A 16,373-nucleotide genomic window follows, 5' to 3' on the forward strand; every position below is an offset into this window, starting at 1 on the left:
TCGTGATTATCAAGGCAACAAAGAGATGCTTTCCTCTTCACAAACCGATCCGGAGCCTGAGCCGGGCAGTCCGGGTGTATCCGTGACGGACAATCGTGTCCTTTCTCCCCAGAATGCCTCCAGACCCGAGGCCGCTTCAGGCTGGTGGTCTTCCCTGAAACGCTTTTTCGGTTTCAGGGGAGGTGAATCGCATCTGCGTGAGACAATTGGCGAGATTATTGATGAAATTGAAGAGCAGGGCGAATCCGAAGAGGATATAACGCCGATCAGTGCCGATGAACGCCTGATGCTCAGCAATATCCTGCAGCTGCGCTATCTGTCCTGCAGTGATGTCATGGTGCCGCGCGCAGACATCATCGCCGTGGATATTGAAACGCCTCTGTCCGAGTTGATGGATCGTATGACCGAGGCCGGGCATTCGCGGATGCCTGTCTACCGGGAAACGCTGGATGATGCTGTGGGCATGGTCCACATCAAGGACGTTCTCCAGTTTGCACGCCAGCAGGATGCCGAAGGCAAGTCGCTGGGTGATTCCGGTCTGGCTGGCTCCCTGCAGTCTCTCGTTCGCCGTGTCCTGATTGTCGCGCCGTCCATGCGGGCGATGGATCTCCTGCTGGAGATGCGTTTGTCGCGTGTTCACATGGCCCTTATCGTTGATGAATTCGGGGGCATTGACGGTCTCGTAACCATTGAGGATCTGGTGGAAGAGATTGTCGGCGAGATCGAGGACGAGCATGACACCAATGACGGTCCGGGCCTCTACCTGCGTCCGGACGGCTCCTTTATCGCGGATGCCCGCTGTGAAATCGAGGAACTCGAGGATCAGATCGGTTCGATCCTGAGTGAAGAGGAAAAGCACGAAGATATCGACACGCTGGGCGGTCTTGTCTTCTGGCTTGCAGATCGCGTTCCCGAAAGCGGGGAAATTATCCGTCATGATCACTCGGATCTCTGTTTCGAGGTTCTTGATGCAGATGCCCGGCGGATCAAGAAGCTGCGCGTCTGGAATGTACCTCCGCAGAGTCCGAGTCTGATGACTCTGGCCCAGGCGGGCCTCAAGCCCCTGACAACTGCGCAACAGGATGACAGCGAGGACGCTCGGGCTTCCTCTTCTTCATCAGAAGACAGGGGCTGAAGCGGATGCAGGCTTTTCGCGCGGTGCTGCGCCTGTTCAGGGGTTCCGGCCGTGAGCCCGAGGTTCTGAGGCAGTCCGGGGATGCAGAGGAATACAGTCCTGTAAACGCCCTGCCGAAGGGCCGCAGGAAGGCAGCTTTGCTGATTGCAGGCGGCGTCTTCTCTGCCCTTGCTTTCCCGCCTTTTGGCCTGCTGGTTCTGTTGTTTCCTTCACTGATGCTGCTTTTCTGGTTTGTCAGCAAGGCTGAAACCCTGAAGCAGGCCTGCTGGTCCGGCTGGTTTTATGGTCTGGGTTTTTATGCGCTCAGCCTTTACTGGGTCGGGGAAGCCTTTCTTGTCGATATTGCCCGGCATGGCTGGCTCATGCCCTTTGCGGTGTCTGCCCTTGCAGGTGGAATGGCACTGTTCTTTGCAGGAACCGCAGCGATGACTCATGGCTTGAAACGCCGTTTCAAGCTGGAGGGCTCTGCGCTTCTGCTTGCTTTTATGGCAAGCTGGGTTCTGGTGGAATGGTTGCGATCCTGGCTCTTTACGGGTTTTCCGTGGAACCTGCTGGGTCAGGTCTGGGTTTCTGTGCCTGAACTGCTTCAGTTCGGTTCCGTGCTTGGTGTCTGGGGGTTGTCCCTGTTGGCCTTGCTGGTCTTTTTGGGGCCGTACCTTGCGATTGAGAAGCTTGTTCCCCTTCTTCGTGCCTCCAGCGGGACAGCTGTTCCGCTGGCTGTCCGGATCAGACATATTGTGACCCGCCAGACTCTCAGAAGACCCGTTTTGATTCTGGTTCTTTTCTGGGCTCTTCCCGGGGCAGCCTGTTTCTGGGGAGCAGGGCGATTGCAGGATGCACCTTCCGGTGATGCTGCGTTTCACGAAACAGTCGTGCGTCTTGTTCAGCCGAACATCGCGCAAAAGGAAAAGTGGGTCCCGGAATTGCGACGGGGGCATATCTTCAACCAGATCGTTCTCTCGACCGAGGCACCGACAGCAGAAGGGCGCAAACCTGATCTGGTGATCTGGCCGGAAACAGCTGTGCCTTACGTTTTGAACAGCAACAGCGAGTTACAGCAGCTTGTGGCACGCGCCGCGCCGGAGGCCGGTTATCTGATCACAGGCGCGCCCCGCTATGAAGTCAGCGCAGGAACAGGTCAGGTCAATCTGGAAGAGTTCTACAATTCCCTTCATGTTCTCAACCGCAGGGGCGATATCGTCAGAACCTATGACAAGGCGCATCTGGTGCCCTTTGGTGAATACACACCGCTGGGACTGGGCAAGCTGACCTCTTTCGGGCAGGGCGGATTCTCTGCAGGGCCGGGGCCGCAAACGCTCTCTGGGCCGAATCTGCCAGCCTTCAGTCCACTGATCTGTTACGAGATTATTTTCCCCGGAGCTGTTGTGGATCCTGACAATCGCCCGGACTGGCTGCTCAACATTACAAATGATGCCTGGTTTGGAAGCTCATCAGGTCCCTATCAGCATTTGTCCATCGCGCAGTTGCGTGCCGTTGAGGAAGGGTTGCCGGTTCTCAGAGCAGCCAATACGGGTATTTCTGCAGTGATTGATGGCTATGGGCGCCTGTTGCAAAGTTATCCCTTGGGTGAAAAAGGGTATCTGGATCAAAAACTTCCAAAAGAACTGGAAAAGAGGACTTTCTTTTCTCTGATTGGGAATATGTCTGTTTTTCTTATTGTTTTCCTTTTGTCTCTTTCTGTTTTTCTCATTAGAAAAATTGGAACGAGAATTTAGGATTTTGATTGTAAAACCACAATTAAAGTTGTACTCAGAACTCAACATAAGATAGTATGTTGTTCTGCTATAGCTAAACATGGTTGAGCGGTTTTCTTGGTTATGCTGTGGCACAGGAACGCCTGAAAGCCGATGGTGAAAGAGACTGGGGCTGACAAATGAAGGGTAAAGGTAAACCTAATCCAATTGATGTGCACGTCGGAAGCAAGATCCGTCAGCGCAGGACTCTGCTTGGCATGAGCCAGGAAAAACTGGGTGATTCCATCGGGCTGACTTTTCAGCAGGTTCAAAAGTACGAGCGCGGGATGAACCGTGTGGGCGCCAGTCGCTTGTATGACCTGGCACGTGTTCTCGATGTTCCCGTCGGCTATTTCTTCTCTGACATGCCGCAGGAAATTGCAGATCAGTCTCCGGTCCGTCATCGTGAGCTGGAAGAAAAGCCTGCAGAGAGCATCACGCAGGAGATCAATCCCATGGCCAAGCGTGAAACGCTTGAGCTGGTTCGGGCCTATTACAAGATCACAGACCCGCAGCTGCGCAAGCGGTTGTTTGAAATGACCAAGGCGCTGGGTTCGGCGGCTGATGCTTCTGCGGAGACAGAAGAGGCTCTCTAGGCCTTTCATGAAGACTTGCCTGTTCAGGCAGGGTTTGAAAAGCAGCTCCCTTGCAGAGCTGCTTTTTGTTTGCCTACGCAAAGGAGCGGGTGAGGTCTTTTGCAATCCGCTCCGGAATATCAAACAGCTCCGCGAGACGTGAACTGTTCAGGACTTCTTTTGCGGGACCTGCTTCAACCAGCCTGCCTTGCTGCAGACAGACAGCCTGGTCACAGTATTGCAGGGTCATACGCAGCTCGTGGAGAACAATCACCACAATTGCATTGTGTTCCTGCGCAAAGTCCCGAGCCAGCTGCAGGGTGCCGTGTTGATGCTTGAGGTCCAGGGCAGAGGTCGGTTCATCCAGAAAAAGAGCTGTATTTTGCCTGTGCAGGATCTGGCAGAGCGTTCGGGCGAGATGGGCCCTTTGCTGTTCTCCTCCTGAAAGGGATGTAATTGTGCGGTCGCGCAACGCTGATATCTCTGCCAGTTCAAGGGACTGACGGATGAGCGCGTCTGCTTCGGCGGATTTTTGCCCCAGGCCCGTCGAGAGATGCGGGTTGAGGCCCATTTCAACAATGTCGCGAACCTTGAACGGGAACTGAACAGAACTGTTTTGGGAAAGGACAGCGCGTTTTCTGGCCAACTCTTCCGGCGTGAAGGTGTTCAGGGGTTTTTCATTCCAGAAAACCGTACCTGATGATGGTGAAACCGAACCGCTCAGGCATTTGAGCAGGGTGGATTTTCCTGCACCGTTCGGGCCGACAATGGCGGTGAGCTGTCCCGGCTGCAGTTTCAGTGAAACATCGTCCAGAAGCGTGCTTCTCCCCTTTTGGACAATCAGATTGTGCGCTTCAATCACAGCGAGATCATCCCTCTGAATTGCCTGATCAAAAGAAAGAGAAAGAAGGGGCCGCCAATCAGGCTGGTCAGGATTCCGACGGGGATCTCGGCGGGAATCACCACCGTACGTGCAAGTGTGTCGGCAATCACCAGAAGGATAGCCCCTCCGAGAGCAGATGCAGGTATCAGAAAGCGATGGTCCGGGCCGAAAAGCAGGCGAATCAGGTGAGGCACAATCAACCCGACAAAACCGATAATGCCGCTGACGGCAACAGCGATGCCCACGGCGAGGGCTGTGCAGAAAACAATGCGGTATTTCAACGCCTTTGTGTTGACGCCCAGATGTTCAGCCTCGGCTTCACCCAGCATCAGAATGTTGAGCTGCTGTGCGGATCGAGCAAGCAGCACTGTTGCGGGCAGCACAACGGACAGGGCCACCAGAACGGCAGGCCAGAGTGCGCCTCCCAGATTGCCCATGGTCCAGAAGGTCAGGGCACGCAGTTGCTGGTCATTGCTCAGAAATGTCAGAAAGCCTGTCGCTGCGGCAGTTATGGCATTGATCGCAATGCCGGCCAGCAGCATGGTGGTGACAGAAAAGCCGCCTGCCTTGCGAACCAGATAGAAGATCAGAAGCGACGTGGAGAGGCCTCCGGCAAAGGCTGCGATGCCCAGGCTGTAAAGCCCCGCTAATCCGCCAATCGGGCCAAGGATAACGATGACCAGTCCGACGGCAAGCGCCGCGCCGCCTGCAATGCCGATCAGTCCGGGATCAGCCAGCGGATTGCGAAAGAGGCCCTGCATGGCGGCTCCCGAAACAGCCAGTGCGGCACCTGTGATCGCAGCCAGAAAAACCCTTGGCAGGCGGATTGTTGTCAGAATGGCTTCCTGTTGCGGCGTGAAGCCGCTGGTGAGAATGTCCCCCGGGAGAATGTTGATGGCGCCGATCAGACTGGCTGTGCCGGCCACCAGAAACAGGGTGAGGATCATCAAAATCAGCCAGCCGTTCGAGCGGGAAAACAGACTGGTGATTGCCTTGAACCTCATTGCGCACTATCCGCTGCATAAAGTGCATCATGGAGTTGCAGGGCGGCCTGTGCTGTCCGTGGTCCGAAGCCCAGCAGGAGAAGCGCGTTCATATCGATAATCTGCTCGTTCTGAACGGCAGGTGTCAGGGCCAGACCCGGTGTTTGCAGCAGACTCTCCAGACCGCCGGTATGCGCCAGACCTTCCGATGTGAGCAGAAGGGCATCCGGCTGGATTTCCACCAGAGCTTCGGGTGTGAGGGGTTTGTAGCCGTGATAGTTTTGTACGGCATTTTGCGCACCTGCCAGTTCGATAATGCTGCTGGCCGCAGAGGAAAGCCCTGCTGCCATTGGAGCTCCACCAGCGTGCTGGAGAATGAACAGGACCCGCTTGGGTTTTGTCACGGCCTGATTCTTCTCTGCGAGCTTCCTTTCATCCCGGGCAATGGAGTGGATGAGTTCTTCAGCAGTTTGCTCTTTGTCGATGACTTTTGCGATGGTCCGGACTGTGCTCTTGACATCTTCAAGGCTCCGGCCTGCCGGAATAACAGTCATGGGAAGCTTCAGGGCCTTCAGTTGCGCAAGAACGGGCGGAGGACCAGCTTCATCTGTCATGAAGAGATGGTCAGGAGCAAGGGACAGAATGCCTTCCGAGGACAGGGCCCGTTGATATCCGACTTTCGGGAGTGCTCTGGCAGCATCAGGGAAGGTGCTGGTTGTATCGTTGCCAACCAGCTTTTCGCCGGCTTCAAGGGCATAGACTGTTTCTGTCAGGGCGCCGCCAACAGACAGGATGCGTTCCGGAACGTCTCCGGCGTTGGCTGGGCCTGTAGCGAGAAGGGCTGCTGTCAGCAAGAATCCCTGGATGAGCGAGGTGGCTGTTTTAATCATTTTTGTGACTCTGATGCAGGAAGAATGCGGGATGATCTGATGAATCAGGCTGCGCTGCTCTGATCCTTTGGGGGCAAGGCATCAATGATCTCCCGCCAGAGAGGCAGCTCGGGAATGCCCGGGCGTCGCCAGCCAAAGAGCGTTGCAATGATCCCGTTGTCTGAATCAAAAAGTTCCAGCGCGGTGACATGGCCGTCTGTTGTCGGCTTGTGCGACACCCAGCACGAAGCGATATGGTCCGTGCGCAGGTGCAGGTTGAAGTCCGGGTCCAGGACGTTGAACCAGGGACCGTAATCCCTGAGGGTTTCAACGTGGCCGCCGTGAATCTGGATGCAGCCGTGATTCCCGACAAAAACCATGATTTTGCACTGTGTGTCCCGTGCTTTTTCGAGAACGGCCCTGATGGCGCCCGGTGCAACCTCGTAGGCAAAGTCAGACCCGATATTGCGAAAGGCCTGCACCCGGCCTGCCTTGTGCTTTCTCAGCATGGAATGGAAGTCGTGGGTGTCTTTCAGGTTTTCCCAGTCTGTTCGAAGGGCGCTCCAGTCAATGTCCTGATCCGGCAGGTCGGTTGCTTTGGGCTTGTAGTCTTCAAGTGCGAGAACATCGATCTGTTCTTCGGCTGTAAAGTCCCGGACAAGAGAGTCAAAGGCCGCTTCATCGGAGGTCTCTGTCAGATAGATCTTGTGAACAGCCATGCCGGCCTTGTCAAAGAACTGCAGACTTTTGCGCAGACCCTTTTCTGTTTGCTCCAGCACGGCAAAGATGTGTTTCCAGTGGTGCATGAAGAGCCTGAGATCAATGTCGTCATTGACAAGCAGACCGTGTTGCATTGGGCCGTGAAGGAAAAACTGCGCGTTGTCGTAAACGCCTTTGCGTTCATGAACACAGGACTCGTTGCGCGTCAGGGCCATCACTTTTCCGAGCTGTTTGACAGATTTGATGATCTCCTCTGCACTGCTTTTGAGCAGGATAACGTCATGACCAACACGGCTGGCGATCAGGTCTGCCTCGCTCAGGTTCAACTCTGCGGCGGCGTCGCGAATTCTTGTGCCGGGTTTTTCCCTGAGCAGGTCTGCGTGTCGGGATCTGATGTTTTCTGCTGATTTGTGTGTTGACGTCATTGATGTTCTCTTCGTTGCAAACTCTGAAAGGTGTGCTTTGGAGGTTGGTTTCTCTGTTATCAATTGTGCACGGAAGGCCCCCGGATTCCCGGAGGCCGGAACGCACTCAAAGGCCTTTTTACAAAAGGCCTTTGAACAGCTTTTCAAACCGGGTTTTGAACTCTTAAACCCGGTTTGATGAATTACCATCTGTAGGTCAGTCGGGCATTCAGGCTGCGACCTTCCTGAAGCAGAGGGGTAATGCCTTTGCGGTATTCTGTGTCAAACAGGTTTGTGACAGCGACATCAAAGGAAGCGTTTTCGAAGTCGCCACTGGTTGGACGCCAGCTGAAGTAGAGATCGTGAACACCGTAACCATCGGCTCTGATGACTTCATCGTCATCTGAAGCAGGGTTTGGAACCTTGTCATTGTCTGTAGCAAAGCGTCCCCGCCAGCCCACGGTACTGTCGATCCGGGTGAAGTTGTAACTGACGTCGGAATAGAAAGTCAGAGGAACATTGTTTGACAGATATTCACCTGTGTCGTCGTTTTCTGCCTCGACATAGCTCAGGCCAAGTTTGGTGTTCCAGTTTCCAAGGTCGTATTTACCTTCGATTTCGAAACCGAAGATGCGTGCATTGGGAACATTGTCGATTGTGGTGGTACCAGCAGCTGTGTTGACTGTTGAAGAGATGAAATCCTCACCATCGTTGTAGTGATAGGCACCCTTGATTTTCAAGGTGTCATCGGCTGCAAAGACGTCATCGAAATCCACACCGGCACCGATTTCAAATGTTGTGACTGTTTCCGGTCTCAGGTCCGGGTTGGGAACGAAGAAGTTGTCCGGGAAGATAACAACGGGAGGAGGAGGGCCTGGAGGATCAATTGTCAGTCCCGGGAAGTGCTGGCCTCTGGAGTAGATTTCTGTGAGGTTCGGGGCACGGAAAGCCCGGGAGATACTGCCGAACAGAACGACATTGTCGGTTGGCAGATAGCTCAGGGCGATCTTCGGGGAAAATTCGGTTTCGTTTTGGGAGTTGCCGATATCGTCTTCGCTGTCGTAGCTGTCAAAACGAACGGCAGGAATGATCAGAAACTCACCGATAGAACTCTCCAGTGATATTTCATCCTGGATATAAGCACCGAAATTAAGGGCCTTGGCATTCGGGACACCGCCACGGACATCATCGAGATCGGCAGAATTGCTGCCGTTCTGTTTGTCTCTGTAGAGTTCAAAACCGTAGCTGAAGGTATGGGTCTGGTTGTCGCTGATCTTGAAGCTGCTCTGGTTGTCCAGATTCAGACCAAGTGTTTCGTATTCGCGCGATTGAACGCGTCCGGTGTTGCTTCCGGTGAAGTTTGTCTCTTCAACTTCTGTCTGATTGTAGTAAATCAGGAGGCTTGGCTTGAGCCAGGTATTTTCCGGATTTTCGTACGTATAACCAATGCTGAACTGGTTGTCTGTGACATCCTTTTCAACAAAGGGGTTGTCTGTGTTGTTGGACACATCAGAAGGGTTGTTCGGTTCTGTTGCATCATCATTGTAAAGCTGGGCAGAAGCTTCAATTCTGTGATGTTCGAACGTTCCTCCGAGCTTGAAGAGGCCGTTGATCAGTTCACTGTCATTATCAAGCCTGTTGTTGCCGCCCTGTTCAATGTCGCCCGAATTTCTGTAGCTGACAGAGCCGAGATAGTCGAAGTTTCCGACCAGACCGAAACCCGAGGCTGTCGAGACAAATTCATCTGTGGCAGATCTGAAACCTATGTTGGTCAGAACACCGAATTCTTCCCCTTCTTTCAGAAGGTCCTGCGCATCCTTGGTTTCAAAGGCGATAACGCCACCGATGCCACCGCCGCCATAAATTGAAGACGACGATCCGCGGACCACTTCCACAGATTTCAGGAGAGCGGGGTCGATAAAGGCGCGACCATCGTGACCTGATTCGAAATTCTGGCGACGTCCGTCAAGCAGTGTGATGATTGATTCATCGTCAAAGCCGCGAATACTGACAGTTTGCCCGTTGCGTCGCGGGCTGTCTGTGATGTCCACGCCCGGTGAGAACTGAAGCAGATCTTCTACATCTCCAGCCGTTGCGTTACCCGGCGCTTCGGTATCGATTTGAGTCACCAGGGCCGGAACCTCGAAGGTGGACCTTTCCGTGCGGGTTGCATAGATGGTGATCGGATCAAGCTGTTCGATTTTGGGTTCAGTGTCTTCAGGCGGTGTGGCGCTTTGTGCATGGGCCGTTGCAGACAGCATCGTCAAGGTCACAAAGGGCCCCGTCCACGCCAGAAACTGTGCTCTGCGCATAGGGGGGTCTCCAATAGTCAGAATTGAGAGAGGCTCGTGACGGGCTGCCTGGCTAAAGCGGGAATGCTCGGCTTGGTGGCTGGCTGAAGCCTTATTTTGTCAGAATCAATTTGCCGTTGGCCGTCAGCCGGAGCGTGTAGAACGCGCCCTGGTGTTCAATACGGATTTCCTTGCTGTCCTTGAAAATATCTGCGCTTTGCAAACAGTTGTTGGCCAGCAAAAGGGAGCGATCCCTGTTGTCGCAGAGGGTTTTATCCACAGCAAACTCCTGAACTGTGACGGTTTGTAATCAGCAATTCCTGACTATGAGTAGTGAGAATCATTATCAGTTGCAAGTGAAATGTCATATTTTCGACACTTTCCGGATCACAAAATTTTGAATTCCTGTCTTATGAAATCGTTATCTGAAAGGCTGGAGCTGTTTTTGTTGAGTGTTCTCAAGACTTTCTGATGTCTGTGTCGTGCTTTTGAGGAGGGGATTATGGATCAGGCAGAACTGGTGAAAATCTTTGGAGGGGTCTTTGCGATCATGAACCCCTTCGTGAATCTGCCCATTTTTCTGGCGCTGACCTCCGGGTTCACCGTTGCCCAGCAGCGACTGCTTGCGGCAAAGGTGACGCTCTTTTCGGCAATCATGTGTGGTGTCATCCTCTTTCTGGGGCAGAAGATCATTGCCTTTTTCGGCATCACCATTGACGAGTTCCGGATTGCCGGCGGTATCGTGCTCGCCCAGATTTCCTTCTCGATGCTGAACGGCAAGGAGGTTTCCTCCCACCATTCGACTGATGGTCAGCAGGTTGAAAACCTGTCGGGTCTTGCGTTTTATCCCATGACCTTCCCGATGATCGTCGGGCCGGGAACGCTTGCAACGCTCATCATCTATGCCGGGCATGCCCAAAGCACTCTTGCCTTTGCCGAAACTGCCGCCATCGTCGGCGTTGTTCTGCTGCTTCTGTTCCTTGTGTTCTTTTTCTCCTCCCTCTTTGAAAAGGCCCTGACCCAGACCATGCGTGTCATCATGACCCGGCTGATGGGGATGATTCTGCTGGCTATTGCCGTTGAAATGGTGGTTGACGGAGTCAAGGCTGTCTTCGCTCTTTAGAGGCTTGCCGTTGAAAAGGGATCCGGGAGGCCGTTTTGGAGGCTGGAATTTAAGAGTTCTTAATGTTTCTGGCTGACTATGAGGGATCCCGGGAACAGGGCGCTGACGTGAAAAATCATTTGCATCTTCTGGTGTTTTGCGTCATGTCTTAGGCGTTTTCGATCTATATAAAGACATCTGCATGTTGTTATTTGTTTTGTTTCAGAGCCTTGTCTTGCTCCGGGACAACAGAGAGAAAGCCTGGTAAGCGAATATCGCGAAGCTCAGTTAGGGTAGAGCGCAAAGAGCGTACCTCCGTGTTACAGTCGGACCTGGAACGACCTTTCGGGTGTGACTGTGCAGAACCCTTAAACGCCCGCCTGTGACGTAGAGCATCACAAGCGGACACGAGGTTGGAGGCTGTCCGTGGGGACAGACCTTCCTTTACTTGTAACACTATTGAAAGTGAGGCCGTTGTCATGAGACCTGGCAGCTACCAATTCACCAGTGAGTCCGTCTCTGAAGGACACCCGGACAAAGTCTGTGACCGCATTTCTGATACGATCGTTGATCTCTATCTTTCCCATGATCCCGAAGCCCGTATTGCCGTTGAAACCATGGCGACAACAAACCGTGTTGTTCTGGCTGGCGAGGTTCGTGGTCCCAGATCCGTAACGCCGGACATGATCGAGAATGCAGCGCGTGAGGCTGTTAAGGCGATCGGTTACGAGCAGGATGGTTTCCACTGGGAAAACATGACTGTTCAGAACTACATTCACGAGCAGTCCGTTGATATTGCCCAGGGTGTGGACTCTGCAGAAAACAAGGATGAAGGCGCTGGCGACCAGGGCATCATGTTCGGTTATGCCTGCCGTGAGACCCCGGCTTTCATGCCTGCACCCATCTATTATGCACACAATATCCTGCGCTCTCTGGCCGAGGTTCGCCACTCCGGTGAAGTTGCCGGTCTGGGCCCGGATGCAAAGAGCCAGATCACCCTGGACTATCGCGGCGGTGTTCCGCAGCGCGCGACTTCTGTTGTTGTGTCCACGCAGCACAGCGAGGCCATGAGCAACGAGGAAATCCGCGAAGTTGTGCGCCAGCACGTTCAAAAGAACCTGCCTGAAGGCTGGATGTGCCCGGAAGAGGAGTTCTATGTGAACCCGACAGGCCGCTTTGTCATTGGCGGTCCTGATGGTGACGCTGGCCTGACAGGCCGCAAGATCATTGTCGACACCTATGGTGGCGCCGCACCTCACGGTGGTGGTGCCTTCTCCGGCAAGGATCCAACCAAGGTTGACCGTTCTGCGGCCTACGCTGCGCGTTATCTGGCGAAAAACATTGTCGGTGCCGGCCTTGCCGAGCGCTGCACGATCCAGGTGTCCTATGCGATTGGGGTTTCCAAGCCGCTTTCGCTCTATGTGAACACGCACGGTACAAACGAGGTTGACGAGAACGCCATTCCGGCAATTCTCCGCGATCTGATGGATCTGTCTCCACGCGGTATCCGTGAGCACCTCAAGCTGAACCGTCCGATCTACACTGATTCTGCTGCTTATGGCCACTTTGGCCGTGACGCACGCGAAGACGGTTCCTTCTCCTGGGAGCGTCTGGATCTGGTGGATCAGCTCAAATCTGCTTTCAATCTTTAGGAATGCCCGCTGTCCGGATTTGCCGGACCGGGATAGAGGAATCAGGGCCGCGCGAAAGCTTGCGGCCCTTTTTCTGTGCCCGTCTTGCTATTTGAAAGCCTCTGCATTAGAGAAGGGCCCAGGATAGTCATCTGTTGGGAGAAGCCCCCGTGGAACAGGAACGCAAAAGCAGAACATTTTATGGTCGCCGTCAGGGTCGTCCCCTGCGCAAGCAGGCTACGGACCTGATGGAAAACCTTTTGCCGTCTTTGACCCTGTTGCTTGAACTGGGGGAAGAAAAAAACAGCTATGCGCCTTTCAATCCGGCGGAACAGTTCGGCAATGGAAACCCGGTCTGGCTCGAGATCGGGTTTGGCGGGGGTGAACATCTGGCCTATCAGGCAGAGCACAATCCGGATGTGAATATCATCGGCGTTGAACCCTTTATCAACGGGGTGGCTTCCCTGCTCAAGCATCTGGATGCCAACGGGGCACGGAATGTCCGGATCCACCAGGCTGACGTGCGACAGGTTCTGCCGGCCATGACCAAAGGATCTCTGGAGCGTGTTTTCCTGCTTTTCCCGGACCCGTGGCACAAGACACGCCACAACAAGCGGCGCCTGCTGCAGGTCGAAACCCTGGATCACTTTGCCCGGTTGCTGAAACCCGGCGGGGAGCTGCGCATGGCGACAGACGATATGGGGTATCTGCGCTGGATGCTGGAACGTGCGGTGCCGCACCCGGCCTTTGAATGGCAGGCTTCGGGGCCGTCTGACTGGGACCGGAGGACTCCGGACTGGCCGCAGACCCGCTACGAGGAGAAGGGCGTCGAAAAAGGCAGAAAGCCGGGGTATTTGCGTTTCCTTCGCAAAGCGTGAATACTGTGATGGAATTGCGGGGCGGGACAGGGCAAGAAAGGACTTGCCTTTCGCAGGTTTCAGGAGTAGTTTGCGCGCAAGTTCAGCTTGTTTTCAGACTGAACAGGAACAATCCGGTGACAAGGGTGGGCCATGAGGCCCATTTTTTGTATCTGGAGCCTGGCAAAGCCTGATCGGCTGTTGCAGGCAAACCTTTCGGAGACAGAGGCGTGGAAACGAACATCGACAATATTCCTGATCTGTCCAGCACCAGTGAGGGACAGGCTGCAGAGGTGGAACGCCTGATTGCGCCGACACTGGCTGCGATGGGGTATCAGATCGTCCGGGTCAGCATTTCCGGTCAGGAGGATCGCAAGGTTCTCCAGATCATGGCAGAGCGTCTGACGGACGGCGGTATGTCTGTTGAGGATTGCGCTGATATCAGCCGTGCTGCAGAGGCAATTCTTGATGTGGAAGACCCGATTTCCGGTCAGTACGCACTGGAAGTCAGTTCTGCCGGGGTTGATCGTCCCCTGACCCGCCTGCGCGACTTTCATCGCTTTGCAGGCTTTCATGCCCGTGTCGAGATGTCGGTTGCCGTTGAAGGGCGCCGCCGTTTCAAGGGGCGCATTCTGGGGGTTGAAGGCGAAGCGATTTGCCTCGAACTGGACGAGGAAACAGAAGCACGACTGGCCTTTGGTGATGTGGTCAAGGCGAAGCTGTTGCTGACAGATGAATTGATGGAGGCCATGCGTCCTTCTGATCAGGAACCCCTGAGCTAGAACGCTGGTTTGAACTTTTAAGGGCCGGATTTGACTTCGGCATATTGTGGAAGAGCCTGTCCGACAGGATTCCACCAACTTTACTGAGGAACGTGTACAGATGGACACAAGTGCTCTTTACCGGACCGAACTGCTGCAGGTGGCAGAGGCCGTTGCGCGTGAAAAAGGCATCAATCGTGACGAAGTGCTGGAGGCCATGGAACAGGCCATCTCCCGCGCGGGTCGTGCGAAGTATGGTCAGGAACATGACATCCGTGCCACTATTGACCGCAAGACAGGCGAAGTGAAGCTTCACCGCTACACCGAAGTTGTTGACCTGATTGAAAATGAATTCACCCAGATGCTGGTGAAGGATGCCCGTGTTCGCTGGAGTGACGACAGCCTGCAGATTGGCGACTTCAAGATGGAAGAGCTGCCACCGATTGATCTGGGTCGTATTGCAGCCCAGTCTGCCAAGCAGGTTATTGTCCAGAAGGTCCGTGAAGCCGAGCGTGGCCGTCAGTTCGACGAGTTCAAGGATCGTGTTGGTGAAGTGATCAACGGTGTTGTCAAACGGAATGAGTTTGGCAATGTCACTGTTGATCTGGGGCGTGCCGAGGCCATCATGCGCCGCGACGAAACCCTGCCGCGTGAAAACTACCGCAATGGTGATCGTGTCCGTGCCTACATCTATGATGTTCGCGAGGAACAGCGTGGTCCGCAGATCTTTGTTTCCCGTTCCCACCCGCAGTTCATGGCGAAGCTTTTTGCCCAGGAAGTTCCTGAAATCTACGACGGCGTGATCGAGATCAAGTCTGTTGCCCGCGATCCGGGTTCCCGTGCCAAAATTGCTGTTCTGTCCAACGATTCCTCCATCGATCCTGTCGGTGCCTGTGTGGGCCTGCGCGGAAGCCGCGTTCAGGCGATCGTGACCGAACTGCAGGGTGAAAAGATCGATATCATTCCGTGGTCGGAAGATACCGCGACCTACATCGTGAATGCGCTGGCTCCTGCCGAGGTGAGCAAGGTTGTTCTGGACGAGGATGCGGGTCGTATTGAAGTTGTTGTTCCTGACGAACAGCTGTCTCTGGCGATTGGTCGCCGTGGACAGAACGTCCGTCTGGCTTCCATCCTGACAGGCTGGGATATCGATATCCTGACCGAGGAAGAGGAAAGCCGTCGTCGTCAGGATGAAATCCGTCAGCGTTCCGAACTCTTCATGAATGCGCTTGATGTTGATGATGTGATTGCACACCTGCTTGTTGCCGAAGGTTTCGTGTCCATCGAGCAGGTCGGTTTTGTTCCGGTTGATGAGCTGGCGACAATCGAAGGCTTTGATGACGAGGTTGCCGAGGAACTGCGCAACCGTGCCCGTGACTATCTGGATCGCAAGGCTGCCGAGCTGGAAGAAGCCCGTCAGGAACTGGGTCTTGATGACGCAATGCTGGCCATCGAAGGCATCACAACCGAGCGCGGTGTGAAGCTGGGTGAGCAGAACATCAAGACACTGGATGATCTTGCTGATCTTGCTGCAGATGAACTGATCGAAATGCTGGGTGCCGATCTTGCTCCGACCGAGGAAGAGGCAAACACCATCATCATGGCTGCCCGTGCTCACTGGTTTGAGGACGAGGAATAAGTCTTTGAAAAGGCGGGGTTGTTGACAGGGTCGACAACCTCTTCTGACACATTCTGCTGCAAGGCAGTTTTTCCGGGTTGGGCGTGTGACAATGGTTGCCAAGGATCAGACCAAGACAGTTGAAGGGGAAGATCCGGTCTTTCCTTCAAGGGACGAAGAGGCAAGAGGGCCGCTGCGTCGCTGTGCTGTGACAGGTCAGGTTTTGCCAAAAACGGAGCTGATGCGTTTTGTCATCGGACCGGATCAGGTGGTCGTACCTGACTTTGCCGGAAAGCTGCCGGGGCGTGGAATTTGGTTGTCTCCAAGCCGAAATGTGTTAGAGAAAGCCTGTCAAAAGAATTTCTTTGCACGTGCTGCAAAGCAATCGGCCCGTGTTCCCGAGGGGCTGGTTGAACAGATTGAAACCGTTCTGGAGCAGCGTTGTCTTGATGCGCTGGGTCTTGCCAGACGTGCCGGACAGCTCACAGCTGGCTTTGAAAAGGTCAAGGCCTGGCTGACATCCGGCAAGGTTGGCCTCATGCTGCAAGCCAGTGATGCTGCGCAGGACGGTAAGGAAAAATTACAGGGCCTTGGCCGGGCGATTGGAACAGTTCCGGCACCTGTCGAGCTTTTTAGCGCAAGACAGCTGGGCCAGGCTTTGGGGCGTGATGCGTGGGTACACGTTGCACTGCGCCCCGGTGGCATTGCCGATGCTTTCGCTGCTGATGTTGCGCGATTGTCGGCCTTACGCACAGAACCGCGGGATTCCCGCTAAGACAGAGAGTGGACG

At 54.4% G+C, this 16,373-nt stretch carries 15 protein-coding genes; 9 read left to right on the forward strand and 6 right to left on the reverse strand.

Features of this window, described 5'->3' with window-relative positions; translation table 11 throughout:
• Nucleotides 1–25: 25 nt before the first annotated feature.
• The 3 genes from AAAH10_RS13715 (at nt 26) to AAAH10_RS13725 (ending at nt 3,485) form a co-directional block, all read left to right on the forward strand.
• Nucleotides 26–1,135, forward strand: a complete 1,110-nt coding sequence (locus AAAH10_RS13715; protein ID WP_343564523.1) for a hemolysin family protein — start codon at nt 26–28, stop codon at nt 1,133–1,135.
• A gap of 5 nt (nt 1,136–1,140) precedes the next feature.
• On the forward strand, nt 1,141–2,871 hold the full coding sequence (lnt, locus tag AAAH10_RS13720; protein WP_343564525.1) for an apolipoprotein N-acyltransferase: 1,731 nt from the start codon (nt 1,141–1,143) through the stop codon (nt 2,869–2,871).
• Between the two features lie 158 nt (nt 2,872–3,029).
• On the forward strand, nt 3,030–3,485 hold the full coding sequence (locus AAAH10_RS13725) for a helix-turn-helix domain-containing protein (RefSeq protein ID WP_343564527.1): 456 nt from the start codon (nt 3,030–3,032) through the stop codon (nt 3,483–3,485).
• Between the two features lie 73 nt (nt 3,486–3,558).
• Here AAAH10_RS13725 and AAAH10_RS13730 read toward each other — a convergent pair whose 3' ends face one another.
• The 6 genes from AAAH10_RS13730 to hemP form a co-directional block, all read right to left on the reverse strand.
• A complete protein-coding gene (locus AAAH10_RS13730) occupies nt 3,559–4,326 on the reverse strand; it encodes a heme ABC transporter ATP-binding protein (RefSeq protein ID WP_343564529.1) in 768 nt (255 codons plus the stop codon).
• Nucleotides 4,323–5,351, reverse strand: coding sequence for a FecCD family ABC transporter permease (locus AAAH10_RS13735; protein WP_343564531.1), 1,029 nt, complete (start codon nt 5,349–5,351; stop codon nt 4,323–4,325). The genes AAAH10_RS13730 and AAAH10_RS13735 overlap by 4 nt, the downstream gene beginning before the upstream one ends.
• Nucleotides 5,348–6,220, reverse strand: a complete 873-nt coding sequence (locus tag AAAH10_RS13740) for a heme/hemin ABC transporter substrate-binding protein (protein ID WP_343564533.1) — start codon at nt 6,218–6,220, stop codon at nt 5,348–5,350. Before AAAH10_RS13740 ends, AAAH10_RS13735 begins: the two co-directional genes overlap by 4 nt.
• A 44-nt stretch (nt 6,221–6,264) precedes the next feature.
• Nucleotides 6,265–7,344: a hemin-degrading factor gene (locus AAAH10_RS13745; protein ID WP_343564535.1), complete on the reverse strand. Its 1,080-nt coding sequence runs from the start codon at nt 7,342–7,344 to the stop codon at nt 6,265–6,267.
• Nucleotides 7,345–7,526: 182 nt separating this feature from the next.
• A complete protein-coding gene (locus tag AAAH10_RS13750; protein WP_343564537.1) occupies nt 7,527–9,635 on the reverse strand; it encodes a TonB-dependent hemoglobin/transferrin/lactoferrin family receptor in 2,109 nt (702 codons plus the stop codon).
• 91 nt (nt 9,636–9,726) lie between these two features.
• Nucleotides 9,727–9,894, reverse strand: a complete 168-nt coding sequence (gene hemP, locus AAAH10_RS13755; RefSeq protein WP_442490275.1) for a hemin uptake protein HemP — start codon at nt 9,892–9,894, stop codon at nt 9,727–9,729.
• Nucleotides 9,895–10,116: 222 nt separating this feature from the next.
• On the opposite strand from hemP, the gene AAAH10_RS13760 reads away from it, so the two are divergent.
• The 6 genes from AAAH10_RS13760 (at nt 10,117) to AAAH10_RS13785 (ending at nt 16,358) form a co-directional block, all read left to right on the forward strand.
• Nucleotides 10,117–10,737 carry a MarC family protein gene (locus AAAH10_RS13760; protein ID WP_343564539.1) on the forward strand — a complete coding sequence of 207 codons (621 nt, stop codon included), beginning with the start codon at nt 10,117–10,119 and terminating at the stop codon, nt 10,735–10,737.
• Between the two features lie 458 nt (nt 10,738–11,195).
• Nucleotides 11,196–12,368 carry a methionine adenosyltransferase gene (metK, locus tag AAAH10_RS13765; RefSeq protein WP_343564541.1) on the forward strand — a complete coding sequence of 391 codons (1,173 nt, stop codon included), beginning with the start codon at nt 11,196–11,198 and terminating at the stop codon, nt 12,366–12,368.
• 134 nt (nt 12,369–12,502) lie between these two features.
• A complete protein-coding gene (trmB, locus tag AAAH10_RS13770) occupies nt 12,503–13,225 on the forward strand; it encodes a tRNA (guanosine(46)-N7)-methyltransferase TrmB (protein ID WP_343564543.1) in 723 nt (240 codons plus the stop codon).
• A gap of 209 nt (nt 13,226–13,434) precedes the next feature.
• Entirely contained in the window at nt 13,435–13,986 is a 552-nt protein-coding gene (gene rimP / locus AAAH10_RS13775; RefSeq protein ID WP_343564544.1) for a ribosome maturation factor RimP, read from the forward strand.
• 100 nt (nt 13,987–14,086) lie between these two features.
• Nucleotides 14,087–15,604 (forward strand): transcription termination factor NusA, encoded by a 1,518-nt coding sequence (gene nusA, locus AAAH10_RS13780; protein ID WP_343564546.1) that lies wholly within the window; start codon nt 14,087–14,089, stop codon nt 15,602–15,604.
• 91 nt (nt 15,605–15,695) lie between these two features.
• Nucleotides 15,696–16,358: an RNA-binding protein gene (locus AAAH10_RS13785; RefSeq protein WP_343564633.1), complete on the forward strand. Its 663-nt coding sequence runs from the start codon at nt 15,696–15,698 to the stop codon at nt 16,356–16,358.
• The last annotated feature ends 15 nt before the right edge of the window (nt 16,359–16,373 follow it).

This window comes from Carbonatibacter coralli (assembly GCF_039592655.1).
GTDB classification, from domain to species: domain Bacteria; phylum Pseudomonadota; class Alphaproteobacteria; order Kiloniellales; family Kiloniellaceae; genus Carbonatibacter; species Carbonatibacter coralli.

What these genes read in the sequence shown, in the direction of transcription:
- AAAH10_RS13785 (WP_343564633.1), top strand. Translation starts at nt 15,696, where the DNA reads ATGGTTGCCAAGGATCAGACCAAGACAGTTGAAGGGGAAGATCCGGTC.
- AAAH10_RS13745 (WP_343564535.1), bottom strand. Translation starts at nt 7,344, where the DNA reads ATGACGTCAACACACAAATCAGCAGAAAACATCAGATCCCGACACGCA.
- AAAH10_RS13760 (WP_343564539.1), top strand. Translation starts at nt 10,117, where the DNA reads ATGGATCAGGCAGAACTGGTGAAAATCTTTGGAGGGGTCTTTGCGATC.
- metK (WP_343564541.1), top strand. Translation starts at nt 11,196, where the DNA reads ATGAGACCTGGCAGCTACCAATTCACCAGTGAGTCCGTCTCTGAAGGA.
- AAAH10_RS13740 (WP_343564533.1), bottom strand. Translation starts at nt 6,220, where the DNA reads ATGATTAAAACAGCCACCTCGCTCATCCAGGGATTCTTGCTGACAGCA.
- AAAH10_RS13715 (WP_343564523.1), top strand. Translation starts at nt 26, where the DNA reads ATGCTTTCCTCTTCACAAACCGATCCGGAGCCTGAGCCGGGCAGTCCG.
- AAAH10_RS13750 (WP_343564537.1), bottom strand. Translation starts at nt 9,635, where the DNA reads ATGCGCAGAGCACAGTTTCTGGCGTGGACGGGGCCCTTTGTGACCTTG.
- AAAH10_RS13735 (WP_343564531.1), bottom strand. Translation starts at nt 5,351, where the DNA reads ATGAGGTTCAAGGCAATCACCAGTCTGTTTTCCCGCTCGAACGGCTGG.
- lnt (WP_343564525.1), top strand. Translation starts at nt 1,141, where the DNA reads ATGCAGGCTTTTCGCGCGGTGCTGCGCCTGTTCAGGGGTTCCGGCCGT.
- nusA (WP_343564546.1), top strand. Translation starts at nt 14,087, where the DNA reads ATGGACACAAGTGCTCTTTACCGGACCGAACTGCTGCAGGTGGCAGAG.
- AAAH10_RS13725 (WP_343564527.1), top strand. Translation starts at nt 3,030, where the DNA reads ATGAAGGGTAAAGGTAAACCTAATCCAATTGATGTGCACGTCGGAAGC.